The sequence below is a fragment of the Streptomyces sp. 6-11-2 genome (genome assembly GCF_006540305.1).
GTDB lineage: Bacteria > Actinomycetota > Actinomycetes > Streptomycetales > Streptomycetaceae > Streptomyces.
This window is the reverse complement of the sequence record NZ_BJOR01000002.1, coordinates 419,301-434,173: the sequence shown is the minus strand read 5'-3', so window position 1 is coordinate 434,173 and position 14,873 is coordinate 419,301. Positions and strand designations below refer to the sequence as shown.

The following is a 14,873-nucleotide window of genomic DNA, read 5'->3' as shown; positions in this document are numbered from 1 at the left end:
CGCCCGACCGGCCCGGCGCCGTCCTGAGCTCTTCAGCGGACCGAGGTCCCTGCTGGTCGCCGGAGACAGAACGGCTCATCCTCGTGATGATCCAGGCCGGACAACGGCACGGGACGGGCAGCGTGCGGGATCATCGGCGGCGCCGGCCGTAGAGCGCGGCGGTGAAGTCGTCCAGGGCCGCGAGGTTGTGGGCGCTGACGACGGCGTCGCAGTAGGGCAGTGCCGCAGCCATGCCGGCCACGAGCGGACGGTAGCGCGGGCTTGCCGTGCGCGGGTTGACCCATACGACGCGGTAGGCGACCCGGGACAGCCGCGCCATCTGGGTGGCGAGGTCGGCGGGCGCGCCGGTGTCCCAGCCGTCGGAGATGAGGGTGACCACGGCGCCGTGCGCCATGCCACGCCGGCCGAACCGCTCGTTGAACTCCGCCAGGCAGTCCGCTATCCGGGTGCCCCCGGACCAGTCCGGAGCCGCCCGTCCGGCCCGTGCCAGGGCGTCGTCCGGCCCGCCCCGCCGCAGGACGGGCGTGAGCCGTGTGAGCCGGGTGGCGAAGGTGAAGACCTCGGCGCGGGTGGCACGGGCGGCGCAGTAGAGCAGTTGGAGCATCGCGCGGGCATAGGGCTCCATCGATCCGGAGATGTCGCAGAGCACGATGAGGTCGCGGGGGCGGTCGCGGGGCGCGAAGCGGTACAGCCGCAGCGGGTATCCGCCGGTGCGCCGGCTGGCGGAGAGGGTGCGGCGCACGTCGATGCGCGCACCGTGGTGCGCTGTGCGGCGTCGGCGGGACGGCCGGGTCGGAGTGCGCAGGACGAGGGTGCGCATCACCTCGGAGAGCCGCGCCAGTTCCTCGGCGGACAGGTCCGCGAAGTCGCGGCCCGCGAGACGGTCGAGCGGACTGGCGGCGAGGGGCACGGGAGCCGTCCGCGGCTGTGCGTCGGCGTCCCGGCCTCGTCCGTCCGCGGTGTCCTTCCGGGTGCCGGGGACGCGGCCGGGAACGGTGTTCGGGAGCGATCGGGGCGGGTCACCGGGTTGCCCGCGCTGTGCCTCGCGGTCGGCCGGGCCGGCGAAGACCTCGTGGAAGACCGTGTCGAACAGCTCGATCTGCTCGGGGTCTGACACCAGGGTGGCGAGCGCGCAGTGCCGCAGTTCGCGCGTCGTCGACGGTGCCAGCAGGGTGAGCGCCCGTGCGAAGCTCCGGGTGCGGTCGGGGCCCACCGCGATCCCCGCATCGTGCAGGGCGGCGGTGAACGAGGCGACCAGTTCAGGCAGGTCAGGCAGGTCAGGCATCGGAGCGGGCCTCCGCGTCGACCAGCTCCGCCAGTCCGGTCCGGCGCACGGCCTCCAGGTCCTCGGCGTACTTGAGGACCGCCCCCAGGGTGCGGTCGGCGGCGTCGGCGTCGAGAACGGAGAAGCCCAGCGTGTGCAGCGCGCCCGCCCAGTCGATCGCCTCGGCGATGCCGGGCGGCTTGGTGAGTTCCTGGCGGACACGCAGGCGCGCCACCCCGCGCGCCACGCGTTCCGCCAGCCACTCGGCCGACTCCGGTACCCGTCTGCGGATGATCGCGGCGACTCGTGCGGTGTCCGGGTAGGCGATCCAGTGGTAGAGGCAGCGGCGTTTGAGCGCGTCGTGCAGATCCCGGGTGCGGTTGGAGGTCAGTACCGCCACCGGCGGCACCACAGCCGTCCGGGTGCCGAGTTCGGGGATGGTGACCGCGGCGTCCGCGAGCAGTTCCAGCAGGAACGCCTCGAACTCGTCGTCGGCGCGGTCCACCTCGTCGATGAGCAGCACCGCCGGCCGCGGTCCCGGGTGGCAGATCGCGGCGAGCAGCGGCCGTGGCAGCAGGTAGTCCTCGGTGAACAGGTCGGCGTCCCGCAGGGGCTCTCCGCGGGACTCGGCCAGCCGGATGGCCAGTAGTTGCCGTGGGTAGTTCCACTCGTAGAGAGCCTCGGCGGACGACAGCCCCTCGTAGCACTGCAGCCGGATCAGCGGGGTGTCGAGCACGGTGGCGAGCGCGCGGGCCGCCTCGGTCTTGCCGACGCCGGGCTCGCCCTCCAGCAGGATCGGCTGCCGCATGCGCACGGCCAGCAGCAGCGCCGTGGCCAGATCGTCGTCGGCCAGGTAGCCGACTGTGCCGAGCTGCGAGCGCAGGGCGGGGACATCGGGTACGAGGGGGTCGAGGTCAGGCATGCGCGTAATGGGAGGGATCGTCGGCGAAGGCGTGCCGGCACCCCGGCCCGCAGAAGTACACCCTGCTGCCGGCCCGGTCCAGCGCGAGGGTGTCCGGTGTGATCGCTACGGTCATGCCGCACACGGGATCCACGTCCTCGGCCAGGGTCTGCGGCGCGGCGGATTCGGCTCGGCGGCGCGCGGCTCGGGCCGCCGGGGGCCGCAGTGCGATGATCTCGGCGTACACCGACAGCGCGATCTCCGCCGCGGTCCGCGCGCCGATGTCGAGCCCGGCCGGGGTGTGAACGCGCGCGCGTTGTTCCTCGGTGAGGTCCAGTGCGGTGAGCACCCCCGCGCCGCGCTTCGGGCTGGCCACGAGCCCGATGTACGGGACCCCGGCGCGTGCGGCCTCGACCAGTACGGTCTCCTCGTCACGGCCGTGCGTGGCGATGACGACGACGTCCAGATCGGGCGGCAGCGGCCTTCCGGGCGAGGCCGGTCGGGCGTCGAGGCCGAGCACACGGCCGAGGTCGAGCAGAGCGCGGGCGATGGGGGCGTGCCCGTAGACGTACGCCAGCGCTGGAGGGAGGTTGGCCTCCAGGAAGATGTCGAGCGTCCCACCCGACAGGCAGGGATTGACCACCGTGACCAGGCCTTCGGCGGGCTCCTGCGGGCCTTCGGTGCCGGTGTCCGCGCCGGGCGTGATTCTCAGCAGCAGCGACTCGCCGGTCCGCAGTACGCGCAGGCCCTGCAGTTGCACCGTCGTCTCGGCGCAGCTGCCGCCCACGAAGCCCTCGACGGTGCCGTCGGGCAGCACGAGTGCGCTGTCCCCGGGTTTGGCGCTCGTGGGCCGTTCCACGTGGACGACGGTGGCCAGGACGAATGGGGTCCGGCCGTGCCGGAGTTCGTCCGCGCGGGTCAGCAGTTCGGTGTTCGTCATCACGGGGCCTCAGGTGATGGCCATGTCGGTGCGCAGCGGCCGGCCCTGGGCGGCCCGCCACACCGCGGCGGGCGTCAGCGGCATGTCGACGTGGCGCACGCCAAGCGGCTTCAGCGCGTCGACCACGGCGTTGACCACCGCGGCGGGCGAGCCCACCGTGGCGGACTCGCCGACGCCCTTCGCCCCGACGGGGTGGTGCGGGGAGGGGGTGACGGTCTCGCCGAGCTCCCACGAGGGGCATTCGACCGAGGTGGGCAGGAGGTAGTCCATGAACGACCCGCCGAGGCAGTTGCCGTCCTCGTCGAAGGCGATCACCTGCATGAGCGCCATGCCGAGGCCGTCGGCGAGTCCGCCGTGCACCTGACCTTCGACGATCATGGGGTTGATCCGGTTGCCGCAGTCGTCCACGGCGATGAACCGGCGGACCTTCACCTGGCCGGTGTCCGCGTCCACGTCGACGACGCATATGTATGCGCCGAACGGGAAGGTCAGGTTCGGCGGGTTGTAGACGCAGGTCGCGTCCAAGTGGCCCTCGACACCCTCCGGGAGTTCCAGGGTGGAGTGTGCGGCGAGCGCGATCTCGGCCATGGTCCGTCCTTGGTCGGGGTCGCCCGTGACGTACCAGCGGCCCTTCTCCCATTCCAGGTCGTCCGGGTTCACTTCGAGCATCGCGGAGGCGACGATCTTCGCGCGTTCGCGTACCTTGCGGGCGACCAACGCGGCCGCGGCTCCGGACACCGGAGTCGAGCGGGATCCGTAGGTGCCGAGCCCGAACGGGGTCTGGTCGGTGTCGCCGTGCACCACCTCGACGTCCTCGGGCGGGATGCCCAGTTCCTCGGCGACGATCTGCGCGAACGTCGTCTCGTGGCCCTGCCCCTGGGTCTGCACGGAGATGCGCAGGACGGCCTTGCCGGTCGGGTGGACCCGCAGCTCGGCGCCGTCGGCCATGCCCAGTCCCAGGATGTCCATGTGCTTGCGCGGGCCCGCGCCGACAGCCTCGGTGAAGAAGCTGACCCCGATGCCCATCAGCTCGCCGCGCCGGCGTTTTTCGGTCTGCTCCCGGCGCAGGTCCTCGTAGTGCGCGATGTCCATGGCCAGCCGCAGGGCGCGCGGGTAGTCGCCGGAGTCGTACTCCCATCCCGTCTGCGTCCGGTAGGGGAACTGCCCGGGCCGCAGCAGGTTGCGCATCCGCAGCTCGGCCGGGTCCGTGCCGAGCCGGTCCGCGAGCACGTCGACCATCCGCTCGACCAGGTACACGGCTTCGGTGACGCGGAACGAGCAGGCGTAGGCGACGCCGCCGGGGGCCTTGTTGGTGTAGACGCCGGTCACGGCGCAGTGCGCGGCGGCCAGGTCGTACGAGCCCGTGAAGACACCGAAGAATCCGGCCGGGAACTGGCTCGGCTGTGCGGTGGCGTTGAACGCGCCGTGATCGGCGATGACATGGACGCGCAGGCCCAGGATCTTCCCGTCCTTCGTCGCCGCGATCTCGCCGTGCATGTGGTAGTCACGGGCGAAGGAGGTGCTCATCAGGTTCTCCGAGCGGTCCTCCACCCACTTCACCGGCTTGCCGGTGACGATCGAGCCGACGACCGCGCACACGTAACCGGGGTAGATGCCGACCTTGTTGCCGAAGCCGCCCCCGATGTCCGGGGAGATGATCCGGATCTTGTGCTCAGGGATGCCCGCCACCATCGCGTAGATCGTGCGGTGGGCATGTGGGGCCTGGGTGGTGGACCACACCGTCAGCTTCCCGGTGATGGCGTCCATGTCCGCCACGGTGCCGCAGGTCTCCAGCGGCGCCGGGTGCACCCGCGGGTAGAGCATGTCCTCCTCCACCACGACTCCGGCCGCCGCGAAGACCTCGTCGGTTCGCTCCTTGTCGCCCGCCGACCAGTCGAAGATGTGGTTGTCCGTCTGCTGGTCCTTGTCGTCGCGGATCACCGGCGCGTCCGGGTCGAGCGCCCGGCGGGCGTCGACGACCACGGGGAGCGGTTCGTACTCCACGTCGATCAGCTCGAGGGCGTCCCGGGCGGCATAGCGGTCCTCGGCGACGACGAAGGCGACCTCCTGGCCCTGGAAGCGCACCTTGTCGGTGGCGAGCACCGCCTGCGTGTCGTACGAGAGCGTGGGCATCCAGGCCAGCCCGAGACCGGCCAGGGTCTCCCCCGTGATCACGGCCTTGACCTTCGGATGCGCTTCGGCGGCGCTGGTGTCGACAGACACGATCCGGGCGTGCGCCAGCGGGCTGCGCAGGATCGCGCCGTGCAGCATCCCGGGCAGCCGTACGTCGTCGACGTAGGTCCCGTGGCCGCGGACGAACCGCGCATCCTCCTTGCGGGGCATCCGCCCGAAACCGACCGGCCGTTCCTCGGTGGTCGTCATGCCCGCACCTCCTCGCGGCCGGGCGCCGCCTCGGTGGCCGTGTCCGCGGTCCGCGCCCCGCCTCCGTGCTCGGCAGCCCAGCGGATGGAACGCACGATGTTCTCGTAACCGGTGCAGCGGCACATCTGTCCGGAGATGGCCTCCCGGATGTCCTCCTCGGACGGGTCCGCGTTGTGGTCGAGCAGCCAGCGGGCGGTCATCATCATCCCCGGCGTGCAGAAGCCGCACTGCAGCCCGTGGCAGGCGATGAATCCCTGTTGCACCGGGTCGAGTTCGGTCCCGTGCGCCAGTCCTTCGACGGTCCGCACCTCATGGCCGTCGGCCATCACCGCGAGCACCGTGCAGGACTTGACCGGCGTCCCGTCCAGCCAGACGGCGCACACCCCGCAGTTGGAGGTGTCACAGCCCCAGTGGGTGCCGGTGAGTCCGAGTTCGTCGCGCAGGAAGTGCACGAGCAGCAGCCTGGGCTCCACGTCCCTCGTGTGCTGCTCGCCGTTCACGTTCACGGTGATCCGCATGTCACGCCTCCTGCCCCCGGGCACGTGCGGCGGCGACGCGCAGCGCCCGCGTGGTGAGCTCCCCGGCCAGATGCCGCTTGTAGTCGACCGGGCCGCGCTGGTCCGCCGTCGGCCTGCACTCCTGCGCGGCGGTCCGGCCTGCCTGCGCGAAGCTCTCGTCGTCCGGCCGTCCGCCGCGCAGGAAGTCCTCGGCCTGCTCGGACACGAACCGGGGGGCACCCACCGCGGTCAGCCCGATCCCGGCCTCGGTGACGACCCCGTCGGTGATCTCCAGCACCGCTCCCGCGGCGACGACCGCCCAGTCGCCGACCCGGCGCTCGACCTTGCGGTAGGCGCTGGCGTGCGAACGGATGGGCACTCGGATCTCCACCAGCAGCTCCGCTTCGGTCAGTGCGGTCTCGTACGGACCGAGGAAGAACTCCCTGATCCCGATGGTGCGCCTGCCGCCGGGGCCCTGAACGACAAGAGCCGCCCGCAGTGCCGAGAACGCCGCGGACAGGTCCTCCGACGGATCCGCCTGGCACAGCGAGCCGCCCACGGTGCCGCGGTTGCGTACGAGCGGATCGGCGATGACCCGTTCCGCGTCCCGCAGGATGGGGAAGTGCTCGCCGACGACCGGCGAGGCGAGCAGCTCCGCGTGGCGGACCATCGCTCCGACGGCCAGGTCGTGCCCGTCCACCCGGATCAGCGCCAGCTCGCCGAGGCCGTTGATGTCGATCAGGGCTTCGGGCTGCGCCAGCCGCAGCTTCATCATCGGCAGCAGGCTGTGTCCGCCCGCCACCACCCGGGCCTCGGGGCCGTAGCGTGTGAGCAGCTCGATCGCGTGCTCAACGCTGGTTGCCGTCTCGTACTGGAAGGCAGCTGGAACCTGCATCGGGCCCTCCTGAAACGCTGTGCCCTTCAGGCTGCGCTCTTCCGCACCGGCCGGGCAATGGGTCGATAAGCATTCACTTATCCGTCCGAACGCAGGAAAATCGGGTAGTGACCGTCACACAGCTCAGCACCTTCGTGCTGGTCGCCCGGCTCGGTTCGGTCGGCGCCGCGGCGCGAGCCCTGGGCGTGAGCGAGTCCGCCGTATCGCAGGCGCTCACCGCGCTGCGCACCCACTACAGCGATCCGCTCATCCGGCGCACCGGCGGCGGCGGGATGCGTCTGACGCCCGCGGGCGCGCGGCTGCTGCCGGTCGCGTCGCAGATGGTCGCGCTGAACGCGGACGCCGAGGCGGCGGTACGGGCGGCACGGGGTGCACCCGACGAGCTGCGGGTCGTCGCCACGAGCACGCTGGCCGAGTTCGTGCTCCCCTCGCTCGTGGAGGCTTTCGCCGGCCGCTCAGGGCACAGGACGGAGACCTCCTTCGGGGTGGCCGCCGGCAACGAGATACGGGTGCTGGTCGAGAACCGGCTGGTCGACGTCGCGCTCGGGCCGTATCTCGGCGCCGGCCATGGGGGCGAACTGGTCAGCGAGCCGCTGTTCCGCACCCAGCTGGTCGTGGTGATCGGTGCCAGGTCGCCGCGGCCGCCCGGTCCGCCACCGCGGTGGTCGTGGCTGGTCGATTCCTCCGGGACCGATCCGGACGCGGACTCCGGGCGGCTGCTGCGTCGGCTCGGAGTGGCCGAAGGGCACGTGTGGGTGTTCCCCAACCAGGCCGCGACCTGGGCGGCTGCCGCCGAGGGCGCGGGGGTGGCACCGGCGTTGGCCCATCTGGTGTCGCCCCGCATCCGGCGTGACGAGCTGCGCGTGCTGGAGACCCCGGCCACGCCGTCGGACGCCATCTGGCACGCCACCGCCCTGCGGGCCGAGCGTCGCTCCCCGGCCACCGACGCGTTCCTGCACTTCCTGCACACGCCCGCGGCGACCCGCATCATGCGCGCGCCCGGCGTGGGTGTCCCGCCCTCCCGGTTCCGGCCCCCGGTGTACGTCACGCTCTGGGGCGCGTGACAGAACAGGGACCGGGACAGCAGTGCGCCCCGTCCGCCGGCCGGCCATTTCGCCCACCAGTCCTCCGCGGCTCCGACCGACATGAATCTTCTCGGATCAAAAAAATTCCCCCGGTAAGTTCCAGGTGAGGCCCATAATAAATTCTGTGTGAGCAGCGCCCCGGTTCCACGAATCTCCTGAAAATTGATTCAGGTGCATTTCATCGGGGTCTCATACGAATTGCCCTTTCCCGGCCCGGGGATCCCGTAATGTCTTCCATGTCGAAAGCGAACACCGCTTACGGCAGAGGGAATCCACCCGCAGGCAAGTGAGGAGAAGCCCATGAGCTTCCACAAGATCGTCCCGGTCAGGAAGCACCGCAAGCCCGTCCCGGAGCCCAGGAAGCCTGCCCCGAAGAAGCACGCGCGGAAGTGCCCCATCGGCCGCGAGCACCAGCGCTGAGCCACCTGCGCAGGGCGCCCGGCCCGCCGGGTCGAACCTGACCGGGAAAACCGACCGGCGCCGGTGTCATGAATTCAGTTCACACCTGGTGAGCGGTCGGCAAGAAATTCACTCCCGGACGCTGTCCGACCATTCACCGAAGAGGGAGAATCCCATGAGCTTCCACAAGATCGCCCCCATCAAGAGGACCGAGAAGCCGGCCCCGAGGAAGCACGCCCCCAAGGGGGACACCCGGAAGAAGCACGAGTGGTGCCGACCGGTCGGCCACCAGCGCTGACGACTCGCCACGAGGCGGGGTCACCGGAACACCTCCGGGGCCCCGCCTCGGCCATGTCACCGGCGACCGAATGACGAGAACCCCAAGAGCCGAAGAGGAGCTGATGCCGACATGCGCGACGTCAAGGACGCGTTCGCCCGGTTCTGGCCGCTGACCCGCGGCGACCGCAGATGGCTGGCGCTGATCATCGTGTGCGTGATCGTGTCCGCGCTGGCCGAGACCGCGTCGATCCTGCTCTTCGCCCAGCTCACCGACCACGCCCTGAAGGCGGGTTCGCTCGCCGCCTTCTGGGGGCCGGCCGCGGCCTGGCTGGGTGCTGCCGCGCTGGGCGCGCTCGTCGGCTACCTGGGCAACTCGCTCGCCGTCCGGACGGCGGAGAGATTCGTCCTGCGCCTGCGGGCGAAGGTCTTCCGCCACGTCCAGGACCTGCCGCCGCACTTCTTCCAGCGACACCGCCAGGGCGATCTGCTGGCACGCCTGACCGGCGACGTCGAGGCCATCGAACAGATGGTCGTGTCGGGGCTCGTCGGCACGGTCTCCGCCGGTTTCTCCGCGGTCTTCTACGCGACGGCGGCGTTCTGGCTGCGTTGGGACCTGGCCCTCGCCACGTTTCTCCTGGCGCCGCTGTTCCTCCTCACGGCGCGCCGCTTCTCCGGCCGCATCAAGGAGGCGTCCCAGGACGAGCGGGCCGCCGACGGCGCGATCACCTCGGTCGTCGAGGAGTCCCTCGGCAATGTCGTCCTCACCCAGGCGTACAACCGCAGGCGGGCGGAGGAGGAAAGACTCGAACACGAGGCGCGCGCGTGGATGCGGGCATCCGTCCGGGGCGCGCGGGCGAGCGAGATGTACGCACAGTTCGTCGAGGTCGTCGAGACGCTGTGCGTACTCGCGGTGATCGGGCTCGGGGCGTGGGAGATTTCCCAAAGCCGTATGACGTTGGGCCAGTTGCTGGCCTTCGCCGCCTTCCTCGGCTACCTCTACCCGCCGCTCCGCAGCCTCGGCCAGCTGGGTCTGACCCTGACCGCCGCCACCGCGGGTGCCGAACGCCTGAACGAGATCCTCGACGCCGAGCCGGCGGTGACCGACCCGGCCCGGCCCGTCGCCCCCTGGCCGGTGCGCGGCCGGGTCACCTCCCACGAGGTGTCCTTCCGCTACCCGGGTGCGGAGCACGCGTCCCTGCGGGACATCACGTTCGCCGCGAGCCCCGGCGAACTGGTCCTGGTCACGGGCCCGAGCGGCGCGGGCAAGTCCACGCTCTCCACACTCCTCACCCGCTTCTACGACCCCACGGCGGGCGTGATCCGCCTGGACGGCGTCCCGCTGACGGACCTGCCGCTGGAGTTCCTGCGCGAGAACGTGACCCTGCTGCCCCAGCAGACCCTGGTCCTCAGCGGCACGATCCGCGAGAACATCGAGGCCGGGCGGCGCGGTGCGAGCCGCGAGGAGATCGAACGCGCGGCCGGCGACGCGGCGGCGCACGACTTCATCGCCGCGCTCCCCGACGGCTACGACACGCACATCGCCCCCGGCACGGCGGCCCTGTCCGGCGGACAGCTCCAGCGCATCGCGATCGCCCGCGCGATGCTGCGCTCCGCCCCGGTCCTGATCCTGGACGAACCCACGGCCGGTCTGGACGGCCTGGCCGCACGCCGGGTCGTCCAGCCACTGCGCCGTCTGATGGCAGGCCGTACGACGATCATGATCACGCACGATCTGAGTCTGGCGGCGGACGCGGACCGCATCCTGGTGGTGGAGTCCGGGCGCCTGGTGGAAGCGGGCACGCACACGGAACTCCTGGCCCGTAATGGGACGTACGCGAGGCTGGCGGCGCTGCTGCCGGCGCCGACCGCGGGCGGCCGGACGGCACGCCGGCCCTGCGCGCTGTGTGACCACGGTGGCCTCACACCGTCCGCGGGCCGTACCCGCGACCGCACGATCTTCTAGAGTCCGCACAGCCCCGATGATCACGCGGTGGCCGCACCTGTTCCCGACCGACCCGGCCACTGCTTGCTGGCGGGCGTCTTGTGGGTGACGTGAATGTCGAGGATTCAGGTGAACATCGATGATCGACGGCGTTCAGCCTGCCCCACGAGCCGCGGGCCCGCGTCGGCGGCGACGATGAAGGTCCGGACGGCGCCGAGGTCCATGGCGACACCCCGTGGTCACAACCGCTGGTTGTGGCTGGGTCGTCCTGTGGTTGTTTGATCCCCGGGCATGGTGCTCGCTTTGATACTTCCGATCGCGGATCGATTGTGCGGGTGAGTGACGAGGGGCGTCGGGCATGAGGAACGGGCACCGGTTGGGCCGACGGTTCGGGTGGCTCTGGGGAGCGTACGGGACCAGCGCGCTCGGCACGTGGCTCGCCTTCGGCGCGTTCCCGCTGATCGCCATCCGGGTGCTGCACGCCGGACCGGCAGAAGTCGCCGCGCTTTCCTCCGTGGGGACCGCGGTGGGCGCGGCCGTGGCGGTGCCGCTCGGCCCGTGGGTGGAGTTCCGCCGCAAGCGGCCGGTGCTGATCGCGACGGACCTGGTCCGGTTCGCAGCGCTGCTGACGATCCCCACCGCGTTCGTGTTCGGCGTGCTCACCTTCCTTCAGCTCCTGCTGGTCTCGGTCGTCGTCGCGGCGGCCGACATCACCTTCCGCGCCGCCTCCGGCGCGTACCTGAAGACGCTGCTGCCGGCCGAGGACCTGCTCATCGCCAACGCCCGATTCGAGTCCACGTCCTGGACGACCACGATCATCGGACCGCCGCTGGGCGGCGCCGCGATCGGGCTCCTCGGCCCGGTGGCGACGGTGGTGGCCGACGCGGTCAGCTACCTGCTCTCGGCCCTGGGCATCCGCGCGATGGGCGGGCACGAGCCGCGGCCCGAACGCCGGGAGACCGCGCGCATGCGGGCCGGGGACCTGCTCGACGGCTGGCGGTACATCCTCGCCGACGCCACGCTGCGCCCGCTGTTCTTCAACACCGCCTTGTTCAACGCCCTGGTGATGGCCGCCCAGCCGCTGCTGGCCGTCCTGATGCTCGGCCGACTCGGGTTCGCGCCGTGGCAGTACGGCCTCGCCTTCGCCGCACCCTCGATCGGTGGACTGCTCGGTTCACGGCTGGCCCGACCACTCGTCACCCGGTACGGACAACACCAAGTCCTGGTCGTGACCGGAACGCTGCGCGCACTCTGGCCCCTCGGCCTGGCCTTCCTGGGGCCGGGCACCGCAGGGCTGCTGCTGGTGATGGGCATCGAACTCGGGCTCATCTTCTGCTGCGGAGTCTTCAACCCGGTCTCCGCCACCTACCGCCTCGAACGCACCACGACCGACCGGGTCACCCGCACACTGACCGCCTGGACGGTAACGACCAAAGCCACAACCGCGCTCCTGACAGCCGCATGGGGTGTGCTGGGCGGCCTCCTCGGCCCGCGCACAGCCATCGGCCTGGCCGGCGCGCTCCTGCTGGCCACGCCGCTGCTGCTCCCCCGTCGCGCGGCGGCGCCTCTCGCCAAGCCGGAACCGGCACCGAGCCGCACCTGACGGGCGCCACGGCGCTCTCGCTCACGTCCCGATCACACGCTCGACCTGATCAAGCCCACGGCCCGAGAAAGGTCGCGCCCTGGCCTCCATGACGCGCACGCGAGGGCTCCCGCGGGCATACGGGCGCACGCTGATCGCCCTGAAGTCGGCTCATGACGCGCTACACCTGACACACATATATGAACATTTGAGCCACATGAGAAATCCATTTGCATTTCGCAATAGACAGTGTTTTTCGGCATTTCGGGGGTGTCGCGAAGTGGAGGATCGGTGCGTTCCCGGCCGAAGCGGTCCGGGAAGTGACGGGGCGTCAGCCCCGACTCGTACAGAGAGGCCTGAACATGATCAACGGGTTGAAGAGGGCTGCGGCCCTGGGTGCAGCGGCGGTGGCCCTGGCCGCGGGCGCGGTCGTCGGCACGGTCGGCACCGCGTCGGCCGCGCCGCAACACCACCAGCCGCCGGCGCCATCGCGCCACTGCGTGGAGGCGCCGGGCCACTGGGCACGGCTGTGGCACCCGGGATACCAGGACCGGCACCACCGCGCCAGGCACGCCGGCTACTGGACCCGCGTCTGGCAGCCCGCCCACCGGGACTGCCGCCGCTGACCCCGCAACCACCGCCGACGCCCACCGACAGGAGCGACGGCGATCCGACCGGCCTCCGGCACGTCCTTGAAGGGACGTGCCGGAGGCCGGTCCGTTCGGTCACATCCGCTCTTATCAGCCAGGTGCGTGCGGGAGCAGAGCTCCCACACCGCGAACGACCCGGACGATGCCTACTGCCGGGCCTCGGCGTGATACCGGGTACAACCGCCTTCCGTAATCTCGCACAGTCCCTAACCTGATGCGCATGGGTGCAGGGGGAGACCTGGTGGACGGACGCTTCCAGCTGATCGAACAGCTCGGCAGCGGCGGAATGGGGACGGTGTGGCGGGCGAGGGACTCGGTGCTGCAACGGGAGGTCGCGCTCAAGGCCGTGCGGTCGGACGCGGAGGTGTCGGACGTCTCGCGTGAGCGCGTGCTGCGCGAAGCGCGGGCGCTGGCCCGGCTCCATCACCCGAACGTCGTGACCATCCATCACATCGTCGATACGGATCCCCACCCGTGGCTCGTGATGGAGCTGGTGCCCGGGCCCTCCCTCCAGGAACGGCTCTCGGCCGGCCCGCTGACGCCCGTGGAGGCGGCCGGCCTGGCACGTCAGGTGCTGTCCGCGTTGCGGGCCGCCCATGCGGTCGGCATCCACCACCGGGACGTCAAACCCGCCAACGTTCTGCTGCGCGCCGACGGAACGGCCGTGCTCACCGACTTCGGCATCGCGGGGATGCGGGGCTCGACCTCGCTGACGGCGACGGACGAACTCGTCGGATCGCCCGAGTACATCGCTCCTGAGCGCATCCGCGGCCGCGACGACGACCCCGCGTCCGACCTGTGGTCGCTCGGCCTGCTGCTGTATGTGAGCGTCGAGGGCGTCAGCCCACTGCGGCGTGCCACGACACTCGCCACCCTCGCCGCGGTGCTCGAAGAACCCGTGCCGCCGCCGGTGCGCTCCGGCGCCCTTGCCCCCGTGCTCCGGGCTCTGCTGGTACGCGACCCGGCGGCCCGCCCGCACGCCGAGCGGCTGGACGCGATGCTCGCGCGGGTGGAGTCCGGCTCGGCCCCTCACTGGGAGCAGCCGACGCTCACCGCGTCGGTGCCGCCGGCCCCGGCGCTTCCTCCCGGGTATCCGCCCACCCAGGTGGACACCCCGAGATCCGCCCTCGCGCCCGGCCTTCCGCGGAACCGGAAGCCGGCCGTCATCGCGGTGGCCGCGGCGGTGCTGGCGGCCGCCGCGGCCGTGACGACCGCGCTGGTGCTGACACTTCGCGGTCCGGGGAACGACGGGGCGAACAGTGCGGTGGGCACCTCGCCGAGCACGGCGTCCACGCGGCCGGCGACCACTGCGGCGAGTTCCCCGCCCGAGCGGACTGCCGGGGCATCGCCGGCCCCGACGAAGGACGCAACATCGGGCGCGACGACGGATCCGACGGGACGGCCAACCGCTGAAGCGACGCATTCGGCCGCCCCGGCCGAACAGCCTCCCCTGCCTGACGGCCGCTGGGTCGCCCAGCTCTACTCCGATCCCGTCAGCGCGGGCATCGCCGACCGTGACAAACGGCTCGCCACGATTCGGCGGTCGGTGCCCGAAGCGGAGGTGCTCCGCAGCGACTCCTATGCGTCATTGCGCCCGGGCTACTGGGTGATCTACGTTCCGGGCCCCTTCACCGACGGACGCTCCGCACTGGCCTTCTGCGCCGCGCGCGGCAGAACCACGGCCAACGCGTGCATCGGCCGCTACCTGAGCACGAGCGCCGCCGACTTCCCCCTCCAGTGCCGCCCACCCGCCGACCGGCCGACCGGCCGCTGTACCCGTTCCTAGTGGATGCGGGAGGCCGTTATGGCGGTGCCATCGAGACCCCTCACAGCCTGCGCTCCATCGCTGTCGAGCCCTTTTCTCCTGTGCTCCCGGAGCACAGTTCGCCTCTCGCGCCGGAATCCGGGCTCCGGAGCCACGCGATGCTAGAAAAGAAGAGTGGTGGGACTTTCCAGGCTATTGCCGGTCTCATGGCCATGGTCACTGCGCCGACGGCACACGTGTTCCTCAATCCCCGGCCCTGAGCTCGCCCATCACGAGTGCCCCCGGGAATCTC

Annotated in this window: 12 protein-coding genes; 6 read left to right on the top strand and 6 right to left on the bottom strand. The window is 71.2% G+C overall.

Annotation, left to right across the window (positions count from 1 at the left end; genetic code table 11):
- Positions 1-130 precede the first annotated feature (130 nt).
- The 6 genes from TNCT6_RS38115 to TNCT6_RS38090 are packed head-to-tail and all read right to left on the bottom strand — an operon-like array spanning position 131 to position 6,879.
- Positions 131-1,285, bottom strand: coding sequence for a VWA domain-containing protein (locus TNCT6_RS38115; protein ID WP_141367725.1), 1,155 nt, complete (start codon positions 1,283-1,285; stop codon positions 131-133).
- Positions 1,278-2,186, bottom strand: a complete 909-nt coding sequence (locus tag TNCT6_RS38110; RefSeq protein WP_141367724.1) for a MoxR family ATPase — start codon at positions 2,184-2,186, stop codon at positions 1,278-1,280. The genes TNCT6_RS38115 and TNCT6_RS38110 overlap by 8 nt, the downstream gene beginning before the upstream one ends.
- Complete coding sequence (locus tag TNCT6_RS38105; RefSeq protein WP_141367723.1) at positions 2,179-3,105, bottom strand: XdhC family protein; 927 nt, start codon at positions 3,103-3,105, stop codon at positions 2,179-2,181. The genes TNCT6_RS38110 and TNCT6_RS38105 overlap by 8 nt, the downstream gene beginning before the upstream one ends.
- 9 nt (positions 3,106-3,114) lie before the next feature.
- Positions 3,115-5,487, bottom strand: coding sequence for an aerobic carbon-monoxide dehydrogenase large subunit (locus tag TNCT6_RS38100; RefSeq protein WP_141367722.1), 2,373 nt, complete (start codon positions 5,485-5,487; stop codon positions 3,115-3,117).
- The gene (locus TNCT6_RS38095; RefSeq protein WP_141367721.1) at positions 5,484-6,005 is read right to left on the bottom strand and encodes a (2Fe-2S)-binding protein; all 522 of its coding nucleotides are present in this window, start codon (positions 6,003-6,005) and stop codon (positions 5,484-5,486) included. The genes TNCT6_RS38100 and TNCT6_RS38095 overlap by 4 nt, the downstream gene beginning before the upstream one ends.
- Before the next feature lies 1 nt (position 6,006).
- The gene (locus tag TNCT6_RS38090) at positions 6,007-6,879 is read right to left on the bottom strand and encodes a xanthine dehydrogenase family protein subunit M (protein WP_141367720.1); all 873 of its coding nucleotides are present in this window, start codon (positions 6,877-6,879) and stop codon (positions 6,007-6,009) included.
- Positions 6,880-6,986: 107 nt separating this feature from the next.
- Between TNCT6_RS38090 and TNCT6_RS38085 the strand changes: the two genes are divergently transcribed.
- From TNCT6_RS38085 to TNCT6_RS38065, 6 genes are all read left to right on the top strand, one after another.
- Positions 6,987-7,943: a LysR family transcriptional regulator gene (locus TNCT6_RS38085; protein WP_141367719.1), complete on the top strand. Its 957-nt coding sequence runs from the start codon at positions 6,987-6,989 to the stop codon at positions 7,941-7,943.
- 595 nt (positions 7,944-8,538) lie between these two features.
- Positions 8,539-8,661, top strand: coding sequence for a hypothetical protein (locus tag TNCT6_RS41835; protein ID WP_301184436.1), 123 nt, complete (start codon positions 8,539-8,541; stop codon positions 8,659-8,661).
- Between the two features lie 111 nt (positions 8,662-8,772).
- Positions 8,773-10,605, top strand: a complete 1,833-nt coding sequence (locus TNCT6_RS38080) for an ABC transporter ATP-binding protein (RefSeq protein WP_141367718.1) — start codon at positions 8,773-8,775, stop codon at positions 10,603-10,605.
- Between the two features lie 337 nt (positions 10,606-10,942).
- Entirely contained in the window at positions 10,943-12,187 is a 1,245-nt protein-coding gene (locus TNCT6_RS38075) for an MFS transporter (protein WP_141367717.1), read from the top strand.
- Between the two features lie 341 nt (positions 12,188-12,528).
- Positions 12,529-12,792 carry a hypothetical protein gene (locus tag TNCT6_RS38070; RefSeq protein WP_141367716.1) on the top strand — a complete coding sequence of 88 codons (264 nt, stop codon included), beginning with the start codon at positions 12,529-12,531 and terminating at the stop codon, positions 12,790-12,792.
- Between the two features lie 244 nt (positions 12,793-13,036).
- On the top strand, positions 13,037-14,602 hold the full coding sequence (locus TNCT6_RS38065) for a serine/threonine-protein kinase (RefSeq protein WP_141367715.1): 1,566 nt from the start codon (positions 13,037-13,039) through the stop codon (positions 14,600-14,602).
- The last annotated feature ends 271 nt before the right edge of the window (positions 14,603-14,873 follow it).

Bases quoted from the DNA above. Each gene is read 5' to 3' on its own strand.
- TNCT6_RS38075 (WP_141367717.1), top strand. From the start codon at position 10,943: ATGAGGAACGGGCACCGGTTGGGCCGACGGTTCGGGTGGCTCTGGGGA.
- TNCT6_RS38090 (WP_141367720.1), bottom strand. From the start codon at position 6,879: ATGCAGGTTCCAGCTGCCTTCCAGTACGAGACGGCAACCAGCGTTGAG.
- TNCT6_RS38115 (WP_141367725.1), bottom strand. From the start codon at position 1,285: ATGCCTGACCTGCCTGACCTGCCTGAACTGGTCGCCTCGTTCACCGCC.
- TNCT6_RS38095 (WP_141367721.1), bottom strand. From the start codon at position 6,005: ATGCGGATCACCGTGAACGTGAACGGCGAGCAGCACACGAGGGACGTG.
- TNCT6_RS38070 (WP_141367716.1), top strand. From the start codon at position 12,529: ATGATCAACGGGTTGAAGAGGGCTGCGGCCCTGGGTGCAGCGGCGGTG.
- TNCT6_RS38105 (WP_141367723.1), bottom strand. From the start codon at position 3,105: ATGACGAACACCGAACTGCTGACCCGCGCGGACGAACTCCGGCACGGC.
- TNCT6_RS38065 (WP_141367715.1), top strand. From the start codon at position 13,037: ATGGGTGCAGGGGGAGACCTGGTGGACGGACGCTTCCAGCTGATCGAA.
- TNCT6_RS41835 (WP_301184436.1), top strand. From the start codon at position 8,539: ATGAGCTTCCACAAGATCGCCCCCATCAAGAGGACCGAGAAGCCGGCC.
- TNCT6_RS38110 (WP_141367724.1), bottom strand. From the start codon at position 2,186: ATGCCTGACCTCGACCCCCTCGTACCCGATGTCCCCGCCCTGCGCTCG.
- TNCT6_RS38080 (WP_141367718.1), top strand. From the start codon at position 8,773: ATGCGCGACGTCAAGGACGCGTTCGCCCGGTTCTGGCCGCTGACCCGC.
- TNCT6_RS38100 (WP_141367722.1), bottom strand. From the start codon at position 5,487: ATGACGACCACCGAGGAACGGCCGGTCGGTTTCGGGCGGATGCCCCGC.